The following is a 13,072-nucleotide window of genomic DNA, read 5'->3' on the forward strand; positions in this document are numbered from 1 at the left end:
TTTTTCAGCATGTATTACTTCTTTTTTGATGAAGGCAATTCATGTTAGGAGTCTAAGTGCTATTCCAAGATTGGTTAAAACACACAAGATTACCTGTTTATAAATCGCACTATCATTGGATTTGATTTAGCTAGTATTGCTTTGTATAGAGGTAATATAAGGTTTATTGGTTGTAATATATTTAAGAGATGCGGTATTAAAAATTGCTTTTTAAGTGTATCTAGGATAGTATTTCAATACTATTGCCATTTAGGCGTTTTCGCTAAGGAGTATTTTAAATTATGCAACGAAAGTATATAGGAATGGGTATTGGGATTATCAGTGTCATATTTATGTTGTTTTTAATTGGAAAAGGTGAAAGACCGATTAAAGAACATATTGAAGTTAAAAAGGTAACTGTTGAAGAAAAGATTCAAAAAAAGGTAAAGAGTATGACGCTAGATGAAAAAATAGGTCAGCTATTTGTGCCTGAAGCTTCAAGCGATGACGTTGCTAATGCTTATAATATTAAAAAATATCATCTCGGTGGTATGTTGCTAATGGGAAATGCTTACATGGGAGATCGAGCCCAATTTAAAGCTAAGATTAAACAATTTCAAAAAAACGCCCAAATTCCACTTACTATTTCTACAGACCAAGAAGGTGGCTTGGTATCAAGGTTAAGTTACAATCCTGCAATTTCGAAGAGAAGTTATTATCCATCACCTCAAGAGGCATATCAAACTGGTGGAATGAAAAACGTTAAATATTGGTATTCGCAAACGGCAATTGATCTAAAGTCGTTAGGAATAAATTGGAATTTTGCACCAATTGCCGATGTTTCTTTAGATCCTAATAATTATATTTTTGGTAGAACGATTGGTAAAGGATATAAAGGTACTGGTGACTACATAAAAGATGTCATTCCAGAAATTCAAAAACACAATGTTGCCGCATCTTTAAAACATTTTCCTGGTTACGGAACTGCTGCCAACACACACGTCGGTTCTGCGACATCATATAAATCCGTTGCTCAGTATGAAAAAGAGGACTTTGTACCATTCAAAGACGGAATCAAGGCAGGTGCGGATTCGATTATGGTTACGCATATTATTATGAGTAAAGTTGATCCTTATGTACCAGCCTCCTTATCAAAGAAAGACATTGATTTACTACGAAAAGAGCTACACTTTAAGGGAGTAATTGTGTCTGATAGTTTGCAAATGGGAGCCGTGTCTGATTATGTGGCATTAACTGGAATTAGTAGGGATGTTACAGCGTTTAGAGCGGGAAATGACGTTTTACTATCTGACGATTTTGTACAGGGAATTCCAGAAATAAAACAGGCTATTACTGACAAACAAATATCAATGAAGCGATTGGATAAATCTGTCGAGCGAATTTTGATGATGAAACACAAAATAGGATTGAAAGTATATTAAGATAGGAAATTTAAAAACCAGCTTTTGGCTTAACATGTAAACGACATGAAGGTCAAAGCTGGTTTTTAAATGAACAATAATATTTGCGTTGAAGTTTACTAAAAGCTATGCAAAATTATTTCGGTAAAATAGAAGTTTGCATACCAAACAAATTAGTATCTAAATGTGTAATTAATGGAGAAACATTACCCTGACTTATTAAAGTAAGGTGATGCATTGCTCTTGATGCGATTGTGTATAAAGTCCCTCTCCAAAGTTCCGTTGGATAATTTTCCTGAGAGACATTGAAGCCAATTACAGAATCAAATTCCAGACCTTTCGCTAAGTAGATGGGCATAATTACTACACCCTTTGGCAAAGAGCGGTCTCCATCCGTCATTAAAGTTGGATGGAGGCTTGATTGGAGAATATTGAAAACTTGTTCGCTTTCCGCCATGTCTTTTGTTAAAACTGCAACGGTGCCAAATGCCTTTAGTTCTTCGTGACAGAGTTGCTGCAAGTCTGCCGACATTACACGGGGTGAATTTGTTAGAATGATTTTAGGAAGGTCCCCTTGGCGATTGAATGCCTCAATCTTTTGTCCATCTGGAATCAGCGCTGCTGCAAAATTAGTAATAGGTGCCGTGGAACGGTAACTTCTGTTTAAAGTGATCAAACGCGCTCGGCGAACATCAAATGCTGATTTTAGTTTTTTTAATAGTTCGTTAGGATCAGTGATGTCCTTGAAGAGGGACTGTTCGCTATCGCCTAATAATGTAAACTTTGCCTTAGAAAAGGCGTGTTTTAGATACATTAGTTGAGCAACGGAGTAATCTTGCATTTCATCAATGAAAACGTGTTGGAACTTGCGGTTTCCGCCACCACCAGTTATCAAATCACGGAGAAATAGTAATGGCGTGGCATTTAAGAGACTAATTTGATGTAACTCAAGTTGTTTAGAAAACTCGTCAATGTGGTGTCGCCACGCGTTAGAAATATTGACGGAAACATCCAAGCTGTTCATAAAACTAATATATTGGCTATAAATATCAATAAAATAGTTGTTAAAAATAGCATCATCTATTACTTGGAATTTTTTTTGAACGATCGAGGCTCCAATGAAGTTTTTTTCTTCTTCAAAACTCTTGAAATGTCGTTTACCAACGATATCATGATAGTTTTCTTCGTTAACGTCTTCTAGGCGTTCCTGAACCCAGTCTTTTTGAATCTCGAGTTTAATTCTTTGCTTAAGCTTTTTAATGAGTTGATTTTTAGTACGCAAAACTCGTTCAGACACACGCATACTAGTTGGAAATGATTCAAAAATATTTTGAATATCCTCCTTTTTGAAGAAGACAGTACCATCTAAGTTAATATCAGTAAACTTAATATTATTGGCGTTAAGATTAAGGGTATATTGTTCTAATAAGTGCATAAAATCTTCGCCTTCGAGCCAATCTTGTAATGCTTGCTGCTCTGAGGTTAAGCTAACTTGTTTTTCATAACGATCAAACAGAGATTCAACATGCATACCCTCAAAACGACGAGAAAAGAACTCTGCGAGGGTTAGTTGACGCATGTTACGTTCACCTAGACTAGGAAGAACATCTGAAATATAACGACTGTATAATTTGTTAGGTGAAAATAGGACGATTTCATCGGCGTTTAAAGAAGTTCGACTATGGTACAGTAGGAAAGCTATTCGTTGTAAGATAGCGGAAGTTTTACCGCTACCAGCGACACCTTGAACTACAAGAAGATCACTTCTAGTGTCGCGAATGATATCATTTTGATCCTTTTGAATAGTAGCTACAATATTGCGCATATATTCATCATTTTGTTCACCAAGTGCTTCCTGTAGCATCTCATCACCCACAGTTTCATTAGTGTCAAACATATGGACGATCTCACCGTTTTGGATATTAAATTGACGTTTCTTTTTTAGATCAGTTTGCATAGTTCCTGCTGGTGTTGAATATTGAACAGGACCAAGTGTTCCGTTGTAGTAGATACTAGAAATTGGTGCTCTCCAATCATAGACTAAAAAATCACCACTTTGATCGGCAAATGAGGAGATACCAATATATAGTGATTCGCTAACGGGTTCGTCAGGATCCTGAATATCAATTCTTCCAAAATAGGGTGATTTTTTTAGATTCTCAAGGTCATTAATCTGACGTTGCAAAATAGTTTCATTTTCGACAGCTCGAGCGACTAATCCCTTTTGCTGTTGGATTTCTGCATTGGTTTCGATTCGGTCATCGGCCTCAATCAGGTTAACTTTTGCGTTTTGAACGTAGTTCTTTTCAACACTGCTTGTTTCGGTATGAGCTTTATCGTATAGATCTTGTGTATGTTGTTTTTGCTTTTCAATTTTGTCGATAACTTCATCAACACGTTTTTGTTCTTTGGCTTGTTCTTCTTCCAAATTTTCACCCCCCATGGTGGCTTTAAATGCTTGAACAATTCTAGGTGCAAAAACGCATAAAGTCAAATGATTTGACGACTTTGACAACTCTCAATTTTTACCATAAACTTAAGGTAGTAGTCGAACGGTAACAGAGAGGAACGATGATGGAAAGTTCCGTGATGAAACGAACTGGATATAGTTTGTAAAACTGGGGGAACCCATATTTTTCATTAAGAATGGTAGCTATACAATTTAGGTAGTACCGCGAATAGTCGAGTTTGGAACATAAATAAAATTTAAATTTAATTTCCGAACAAAACAGCAGAAATGCGGGAAATAAGTCAATGATTCCGCTTAAATACAAAATCTAAGTGATGAATAATCATCATCATTTGTATTTTGCCTTTAACGCTCGTCATTTACTGACTTATGTTCCGCTCTCTTTTTAATATCAGGAGGAATTAATAATGACAAAACACGTAATTTTAACAGGTGACAGACCGACTGGAAAACTTCATATCGGACATTATGTAGGTTCTTTAAAAAATCGAGTAGCACTTCAAAATACTGGCGAATATGAAACCTTCATTATGATTGCAGATATGCAGGCATTAACTGACAATGCTCGTGATCCAGAGAAAATCCGCAACAGCCTAACGCAAGTAGCACTTGACTATTTGGCCGTTGGAATTGACCCAAGTAAGTCAACAATTTTTGTGCAGTCTCAAATCCCAGCACTGAGTGAATTAACACAACATTATATGAATTTGGTGTCAGTTTCACGTTTGGAACGAAATCCCACGGTTAAAAATGAAATTAAGCAAAAAGAATTTGGGAAAAGTGTACCAGCAGGATTCTTCACTTATCCAGTTAGTCAGGCGGCTGATATCACTGCCTTCAAGGCTGATACCGTGCCAGTTGGTGATGATCAAGAGCCTATGCTAGAACAGACACGAGAAATTGTGCGTTCATTTAATAACATTTATGGGAAAGAAATTCTTGTTGAACCAGAGGGATATTTTCCACCAAAGGGGTTAGGAAGAATTCCAGGACTTGATGGCAATGCTAAGATGTCTAAATCCCTGAATAATGCTATTTATTTATCAGATGATGAAGATACAATTCAGAAAAAAGTAATGTCAATGTACACTGATCCACAGCATATTCGAGTTGAAGATCCAGGACATATTGAGGGAAACACTGTTTTTACGTATCTGGATATTTTTGATAATGATAAGGCCAAGGTAGACGAATTAAAAGAACAATATCAAGCTGGTGGATTAGGAGACGTCAAGATTAAGCGTTACTTGAATGAGGTACTCCAAGCTAAGTTGCAACCAATTCGAGAAAAGCGCGAAGAATATGCAGCTGATATGGGTGGAGTTTACGATATTTTAAAACGGGGAAGCGAAAAAGCAAATAAGGTCGCTAATAAAACCCTTGAAGAAGTTCGAGATGCAATTGGAATTAATTATTTTACTAATAAATAGGCATTTTTATACAAATGAATAATAAAACAATTTATTAGGTATAATTATTTCTCTTTTAAAGAAAATTCTGTTAAATTATCTTCCAAGAAGGGGAGGTAATTTTTTTATGGCAAACGTTACAGTTGAAAAAGATATTGTATTTAATGCGAAATATGATTTGAAATTGGATGTCTATCAAGATACAGATTCGATTGCTGAAACCCGACCTGTAATTATTGATATTCATGGCGGTGGTTGGTGGCTCGGCTATAAAGAAGAAGAAACTGACTGGGCAACGGACTTTGCTAAACGCGGATTTATTGTGTTCGTTCCTAATTATCGCTTAGCTCCTAAGTATCTGTATCCAGCCCCTGTTGACGATTTAGTTGGCTTGTATGACTGGATTAAAAAATCTAAATATGAATTTGATCGTAATAAAATTGGCGCTGTTGGAATGTCTTCTGGTGGAAATCTTGCAATTGAGCTGGGATTGAAACTTGGAATTCCGATTGCATCATGGTCAGGAATCATTGACTTGGATAATTGGATTGAAAAGCATCCTGATGTTGTAGCATCTAATAAAAATGCTCCAATTCCTGGGACACCAGTTGGAAAGATTAATCAAACGGGCTCGAATGATCCGTATTATAAGTGGTTTGTTTTGAATTACGTTAATGGAGATCTAGACTTGCTCAGGAAAGCTTCTCCTCTACACCGAGTTACAAGGAATGCTGGACCTATGTACTTGGCAAATTCACTTGATGAACTGTCACCAACTGATGCAGTTGAAAAATTGCAAAGGGAATTAACCAAAAATGACATTCCGTCGGTTGTTCAGTTTGTGACTGGCCATGGGCACGGTGAAGCATACATGGATCAGGCTCAAATAGCAACAGTTGCGTTCTTTAACCACTATTTCCAATGATCTAGAGAGCGGTATATAAGTTGGAAATTGAGGTGTATTACTAACCCGTAATTAATAGATGTTTTGTTATACAAAACTTAGATACTCGTATGTTGTTTATTTTTATGGCAAAGGAGACTAGCCTCTAAAAACTAAGCAACAAAAAACAGAGCTTTGACGAATGCGTGCTGTTAGCATTCTTGTCAAAGCTCTGTTTTTAAATTATTAATTAATCCAGCCAATCTAAAATGTCATAGGCGCGGTTACCATTATAAAAACGAGATTTGTTCTTATGGATAATTTCTACAACAGGTTCTTCTTTAGAAAATTTAGGTTCGATATTTTTTTTAAACCAAGAGTCCCAATCAGTGGTTGATTTGCCGTTTTCTAAGCGATCATTCAGTAAATCAACGGAACGACGCCAGATCTTAATGTTCAAATGATTTTTATTAAGGAAATTAGGATTGTTAATGTATGAACGAACACCATCCAGTCTTCGAAGTAACTTATTAATGCGATAACGTTCTTGGATTAGTCCAGAGAACTCCAACAGATCTTCATCATTTGCGTAGCTTCGTATAAAAGTACGTGCCGAATTTCTATAGGACATCACTTTACGTTTCTCTTTATTTTTTTCATTATATTTTTTTTGTGCACGTTTTTGTGCATCAGTTTGTGGCATATAAATACTACCCTTTCTGTAATGCTGTAATAGTTGTTCGCAACCCTTGCTCAAATGGGGTATCAGGGATTGGACCAAAACGTTTTTCATATTTAGTGTGGCTTAGATAGATTGGTCTCTGTGTTAAATAATACATTTCTGAAATTTCCGCAACATTAGGCTGCCAGGGACCAATTATTTTAATTATATTTTTATTTAAAGTTATCACTGGTAAGTGATCGTGTGCAAGCCGCTTTGCAATTTTTATAAACAATGTTCCAGAAATAATTTGCCCAGGAATATTCCATGATTGGTTACCAGTATTACTAGCGGATGCAATTGTGACGGCCATCTTAGCGGCATCTGGTAGATAAACGTATTCGCGTTGCAACTTTTTAGGCCCTACATACATAGCAAATTGACGCTGAGCAATATTTAACACAGTTGGACCGAGGTAACTTGATTCTCTCATTGTTGGGCCATAGTAATCTGGCAATCTAAGCAATATCGGTTTGAGAGATTTATATTTGGAATCAAAAATCAAATCATTTAATTCTTTTTTGACGATTCCTTTTTTTGAAACTGGTAAAAGTGGGGACTTTTCTGTCACAATTCCGTCGGCGTCGCCAAAAGCATAAATCCCGTCAATAAATATAATACGACAATAAAGCGATAGTGCTGCATCCATGACGCTTTTACCTAGTTTAACTTGTTTTTTTACAGTCTGATTGTATGGAACAGCCGCACATTGAAAAATGGTATCCACATCATTTCCTGCAGATATAATGTCATCTTTATTAAAGACATCACCAATTGAATGGTCAATGGAGGGCCATAATTTTTGTAACATAGAGAGATCTCTGCCAAAAACCTTAGTAGAAAAACCTTTTGCAATTAATTCATTTGTAATAACCTGACCTGTTGCGCCAGTTGCTCCTAAAACTAGTACTTTTTTCATGGCTTTCTCCTTTGCATGTACTACATAAGATTTGATTTGTGTAATAAAAGAATCCTTTGCTAGTATAGTGCATGCACTATATAAAATCAATTACTTGTAGTTAAACTTATTTCAGAAATGGTGCTAGGTGCTCTTTATGGTAAAATTAAGGCGAATACATACAAGGGGAACACGCATGAAAAATTTAGTGATAGTTGATTTAGGGTCCAATTCGGTTCGAATGGCCATCAACACAATTTATCCTGATGGTTCATTTAAAGAGGTAAAACGAATCAAAGAAGATTCCCGTATCTCTGAGGGAATGGGAAAAGAACGTTTGCTACGACCGATTGCCATGGAACGCACATTAAAAGCACTTAAAAGTTTTAAGGGAATTTATAAAGACTATCCAAATATTGAAGTTCGGGGAATCACAACGGCTGCCGTGCGTATGGCGCGAAATCAGCGCGAATTCTTGACGCGTGTAAAAAAAGAAACTGGGATTGAATTAGAAGTTTTGTCAGGTGATGATGAAGCATATTATGACTATTTAGGTGTGATGAATTCACTTGAAATTCGAGATTGTTTAGTTCTTGATACTGGCGGAGCGAGCTGTGAGTTAATTGATGTCAGAAATGGAAAAGCTGTAAACTTAATTAGTATACCAATCGGGGCAGTAAGCCTTTCAGAACGTTTTAAATTAAATAATATTGTACGATCAGACAATTTGTTTTCTGCTGAAATGTTTGTCAATAAGCAGTTGAGGGATATTTGGTGGATTATGGATGCTGTTAATAAGCCAGTTGTTTTACTTGGGGGAGCTAATCGAACACTTGCACGTATGAATCGTAAACGACAAAAGTTAGCTAGGATAAACAATATCCACGGCTATCGTTTGAAAACTGAAACGGTTAATCGAACTTTCCGAGCATTTTTGGCAAGAAGTCTTGAAAATAGGAAGAAAATGCCAGGCTTGGAAGCAAATCGAGCAGACATTATTGTTGGTGGAATGCTTCCATTGGTAATGCTATTACAGATGATTGATTCCGATCGAGTTATTTTTTCTGAGAGTGGTGTTCGAGAAGGAATTATTTCCGAATATATTAAGAAGCTTGGTAGTGGGGATGAAAATGATTAATGGGTATCATCGTTTAAATCGAATGCAGCAGCTTGAAATTCTTAGTCAGACTACGGGAATTGATGGAAAGAGTTTAGCTAATTTAAGTTTTGATCAGGTTCGTTCTCAGATTATTGAGAATTATTTAACCGATTATATTCTTCCAGAAGGAATTCTTGTCAATCTTAGGGTTAATAAAAAAGATTACGTAGTTCCAATGGTTACGGAAGAACCATCAGTTGTGGCTGCGGCTAATAATGGTGCTAAATTGTTTCATACATTCGGTGAAATTACGGCCCATGCAGAGCGTTTGAAAATGGGACAAGTTTTGATCAGTGGTGTATCGCAAAAAAAAGACTTGATTGAGAATCTAAGGGCATTTGAGAATGAATTATTAGCAGTTGCTAATCAAGCTTACCCAAGTATTGTAAAACGAGGCGGTGGTGCACAAAAAATTCGAGTTCGTCAACTCGGTGTGGATAGTCTATCGCTTGATGTGTATGTGGATACAAAAGACGCAATGGGGGCAAACATTGTAAATACTATGATGGAAGCTATTGCAGCCACATTAGAAGTTAAGTTTAAGGTTACAACTGAAATGGCAATTCTTTCTAATTTTACGGATCGGGCAACCGTCAAGGTGACAGGAATTATTGATGCTAATGCAATTGAACATAGTGTTGCAGAGAAAATTGTCAAGGCTAGTGAATTTGCACAGGTTGATCCGTATCGAGCAACTACTCATAATAAAGGTATTATGAATGGCGTTGACGCTGTGGTAATGGCAACTGGGAATGATTGGCGAGCAATTCAAAGTGGAGCTCACGCTTTTGCGGCACGTGATGGGCAATATAAGGGCCTCTCAACTTGGCATCTTGATGGTTCAAAGCTGGTGGGAACTCTGGAAATTCCAATGGCGGTTGCAACGGTAGGGGGCTCAATAAAGATTAATCCGATGGCACAGTTGAATTTAGAACTATTAGGAATATCAGATTCTAGAGAATTGGCAGAAGTAATTGGATCAGTTGGATTAGTCCAGAATTTGGCAGCGTTAAAAGCATTAGTAACGGATGGAATTCAAAAGGGGCATATGCAAATGCAGGCCCGTTCGCTATTACTTTCTAATGGGATTCATCCTAAAAATATTGAACGGGGTGTTCGTGCGTTATTAAAGTATGACCGAATGAACGCTGAAAGTGCGATGCAGGTAATTAAAGAAATTGAGGGGAAATAATATGGCAGAGATTGAAATTAATGATGAAGTTCAGCGACTTTTACAAGACGTTAATGACGCGTTTCCCGGAGAAGTTAGACTTCATTTTGGAAAAGAACGTAGTGGTTACGTGCGACATGATCAATCTAATCAACTGATTAATGGCGATAAAATATTAGTTGAGGTTAGTGATGTAACGGCACCAGATTATACAGCGTCTCATGAGCTATTACATATGCTACTTGCATTAAAAGGCTTTCCGCAGTTATTTTTCAAGTTAACAACGGGTGACGAAGATGCAGACCAACAGTTAATGTTTTTTATTACCGAATTATATGATGTTGTGGCACATGAAATTGTGGTTTCGGAGCAACGTAAGCACGGTTTGATTGATACAGTAATTGAATCACTATTTTTAAACGGTATTCATGAAACTATTACACCAGAGAAAAAAGATGAGATAGATCCAATGAGTACACTACGTTTGTTGATGATGATGAATGCAATTGTCTTTTATGGTGATAAAATTGATCAATATAGTGCTGAATTTGAAGAATCTTATCCTCAGGCATGGCAAGCTGCCCTTGACATTATGACTAAACTGGATGAACGAGACATTAAGACACCCCTCGACTTTCGACGTAAAGTCATTAAAGCATTTAAGTTATTTGATGGGCAAATGAGTAAGTGGGGCGTAGCTGAGTTACACTCAATGGAATTTGCAACGCTTGGAAGTGTGTTCAGTGAACGTCAATTGCGGTTAACCGTGCGCCAATTATTTCAAATTTTCCATGCTGATTTGGATGAAAAAGCAACTAAAACACGTGCTTACATTGGTTTATCAATTGGTGAGGAACAACAAAATGCTTTCGTGCTACCAACTCCAAAAAATAAGCAGTCTGATGAATATTTCAGAGAACTATACAATAAAAACGTTAAGGATCTATTTGAAGAACTAAAAATGCCGTATTCGATTCGTCAGTAATTAATGGTTGACAATTAGTAAGTGTTTCAGCTATGCTAATAACATCAAATTAACAAGGAGTAAGTCAATGCTATTTTTAAGCGCCACAGTTCAAGAATGCCAAGTATGCTGTCTTTCAGACAACATACTATTTGGCAGGCGTAAATAGCGGATTTATTCAACGGAGAACTTCACTTGATGAAGGGTTGAACCGGTTAATTACACTGCGGTGTAGTTGCCGGTTTTTTGTTTGGGGGATGATTGATTGGAAGCAGAATGTAAGATGGGAATACTCAGTTAATTTTTACATAGCATAATTATTTGGAGGAACCTTAAAGTGAAAAAGAAGTGGATTTTATTAGCAATGTCAGCAGTCGCAGTTATGTTAGTGCTGGCAGGGTGTGGTACGAAAGGCAAGCTGGCAGATAAACAAGAAATTAATTTGGCGGCCGACTCGCCACTAGATACAATCGATGTTTCAAAAGCAAATGGATATGGACAAACTGGTAATGTATTTGAAAGCTTGTATCGCTTAGGGGCTAAGGGAAAGCCAACTCCTGGATTAGCAAGTAAAACAGAAGTTTCTAAAGATGGTAAAACATACACTTTTACGATTCGAAACAATGCTAAATTTAGTGATGGCACCCCTGTAACGGCAGAAGATTTTGTATATTCTTGGCGTAGAACTTTAAAGCCTGAAACCAAAGCACAATATGCATATCTATTTGAAGGTATCAAAAACGCGGATAAGATTAACGCTGGAAAAATGAGTCCAGATAAATTAGGTGTTGAAGCAAAAGGCAAGCACACTTTTATTGTTCATTTGGATAAGCCAATGACTTACTTTAAAATTTTGATGAGTTATCCGCTTTTTTCACCAATTAGTAAAAAAGCTGTTGATAAATACGGATCCAAGTATGCAACAAAATCGCAGTACATGGTTTATACGGGCCCATTTAAGATTACCGGTTGGAACGGTACTGGCGACCACTGGAGCTTCGTGAAGAATGACCAATACTGGGACAAAAAAGCAGTTAAGTTAGATAAAATTAACTATCAAGTTGTTCAAAATCCACAAACGATGTTGAACCTGTATCAATCAAATAAGTTGGATATGGTACAGCTTTCGAGCGAACAGGTTAAAAATTATAAGAATAATAAAGATTACACAACGCAGCCATATTCAATTACAGCTTTTCTTCAGTATAATTTGAAGGATTCTAATGATGTAAAACGTAAGGCTTTGAATAACAAAAATATTCGTTATGCAATTTCTTTGGCAATTAATCGTAAACAATTAATTGATAAGGTGTTGGGTGATGCTTCAACAACTTCTAAGGGTCTTGTGGCAACTAATTTAGCAACAAATCCTAAAACTAAAGAAGATTTTGCTAAAGAAGCATATTTGAAGGGTACAGTGGATTATGATGCTAAAAAAGCCAAAGAGTACTGGAATAAAGGTATGAAGGAAATTGGTGAAAAGAATCTCACATTAACATTGATGTCTGATAATGAAGCATCAACGGATAAAGCCGTTTCAGAATATTATGGTTCACAGTTAGAAAAAACATTGCCAGGTTTGAAGATTGATTTAATCAATATTCCGACTCAAGTTGTTTATTCACGTTCTACGAAGGGACAATTTGATATCCTTGTTGGACATTGGGGTGCCGACTTTAATGATCCAATCTCGTACCTGCAAATTTTACAAGCAAATAGTGGATTTAATTATGGAAAATGGAATAACAAGGATTATGATGCTTTAGTTAACAAGGCTCAAAATGAAGATGCCAATAATCCAGAGAAGCGTTGGCAAGATATGATACAGGCAGAACAAATCGTTATGAAGGAACAGGCAGTTTCACCATTGTTCCAGACCGTTTACTCATATCTTCAGAATCCAAAAGTTAAAGGGATTATTCATAATACTGCTGGTACGCAGTGGAATTATAAATACGCTTATGTTGCAAAATAATTAATACTAATAACTAAGATTT

Annotated in this window: 10 protein-coding genes; 7 read left to right on the forward strand and 3 right to left on the reverse strand. The window is 36.5% G+C overall.

Annotated elements, in window-relative coordinates; translation table 11 throughout:
* Window positions 1-281 precede the first annotated feature (281 nt).
* Window positions 282-1,421 (forward strand): glycoside hydrolase family 3 protein, encoded by a 1,140-nt coding sequence (locus PECL_RS00360; protein WP_050899545.1) that lies wholly within the window; start codon window positions 282-284, stop codon window positions 1,419-1,421.
* 115 nt (window positions 1,422-1,536) lie between these two features.
* On the opposite strand, the gene helD is transcribed toward PECL_RS00360, so the two are convergent.
* Window positions 1,537-3,828, reverse strand: a complete 2,292-nt coding sequence (gene helD / locus PECL_RS00365) for an RNA polymerase recycling motor HelD (protein ID WP_014214605.1) — start codon at window positions 3,826-3,828, stop codon at window positions 1,537-1,539.
* Window positions 3,829-4,277: 449 nt separating this feature from the next.
* Here helD and trpS point away from each other — a divergent pair, with 449 nt between their 5' ends.
* Together trpS and PECL_RS00375 are read left to right on the forward strand one after the other, a co-directional pair.
* Complete coding sequence (gene trpS, locus PECL_RS00370; protein WP_014214606.1) at window positions 4,278-5,300, forward strand: tryptophan--tRNA ligase; 1,023 nt, start codon at window positions 4,278-4,280, stop codon at window positions 5,298-5,300.
* Window positions 5,301-5,406: 106 nt separating this feature from the next.
* Window positions 5,407-6,204 (forward strand): alpha/beta hydrolase, encoded by a 798-nt coding sequence (locus tag PECL_RS00375; protein WP_014214607.1) that lies wholly within the window; start codon window positions 5,407-5,409, stop codon window positions 6,202-6,204.
* 208 nt (window positions 6,205-6,412) lie between these two features.
* On the opposite strand, the gene PECL_RS00380 is transcribed toward PECL_RS00375, so the two are convergent.
* Both PECL_RS00380 and PECL_RS00385 read right to left on the reverse strand, forming a co-directional pair.
* Complete coding sequence (locus tag PECL_RS00380; RefSeq protein ID WP_014214608.1) at window positions 6,413-6,865, reverse strand: hypothetical protein; 453 nt, start codon at window positions 6,863-6,865, stop codon at window positions 6,413-6,415.
* A gap of 7 nt (window positions 6,866-6,872) precedes the next feature.
* The gene (locus tag PECL_RS00385; protein ID WP_014214609.1) at window positions 6,873-7,802 is read right to left on the reverse strand and encodes an NAD-dependent epimerase/dehydratase family protein; all 930 of its coding nucleotides are present in this window, start codon (window positions 7,800-7,802) and stop codon (window positions 6,873-6,875) included.
* A gap of 175 nt (window positions 7,803-7,977) precedes the next feature.
* On the opposite strand from PECL_RS00385, the gene PECL_RS00390 reads away from it, so the two are divergent.
* From PECL_RS00390 to PECL_RS00405, 4 genes are all read left to right on the forward strand, one after another.
* Window positions 7,978-8,919 carry a Ppx/GppA family phosphatase gene (locus PECL_RS00390; RefSeq protein ID WP_014214610.1) on the forward strand — a complete coding sequence of 314 codons (942 nt, stop codon included), beginning with the start codon at window positions 7,978-7,980 and terminating at the stop codon, window positions 8,917-8,919.
* Window positions 8,912-10,132 carry a hydroxymethylglutaryl-CoA reductase, degradative gene (locus PECL_RS00395; RefSeq protein WP_041534528.1) on the forward strand — a complete coding sequence of 407 codons (1,221 nt, stop codon included), beginning with the start codon at window positions 8,912-8,914 and terminating at the stop codon, window positions 10,130-10,132. The genes PECL_RS00390 and PECL_RS00395 overlap by 8 nt, the downstream gene beginning before the upstream one ends.
* 1 nt (window position 10,133) lies before the next feature.
* Window positions 10,134-11,096, forward strand: a complete 963-nt coding sequence (locus tag PECL_RS00400; RefSeq protein ID WP_014214612.1) for a hypothetical protein — start codon at window positions 10,134-10,136, stop codon at window positions 11,094-11,096.
* A 316-nt stretch (window positions 11,097-11,412) separates the two neighbouring features.
* On the forward strand, window positions 11,413-13,050 hold the full coding sequence (locus tag PECL_RS00405) for a peptide ABC transporter substrate-binding protein (RefSeq protein WP_014214613.1): 1,638 nt from the start codon (window positions 11,413-11,415) through the stop codon (window positions 13,048-13,050).
* Window positions 13,051-13,072 lie beyond the last annotated feature (22 nt).

This window comes from Pediococcus claussenii ATCC BAA-344 (assembly GCF_000237995.1).
Lineage (GTDB): Bacteria > Bacillota > Bacilli > Lactobacillales > Lactobacillaceae > Pediococcus > Pediococcus claussenii.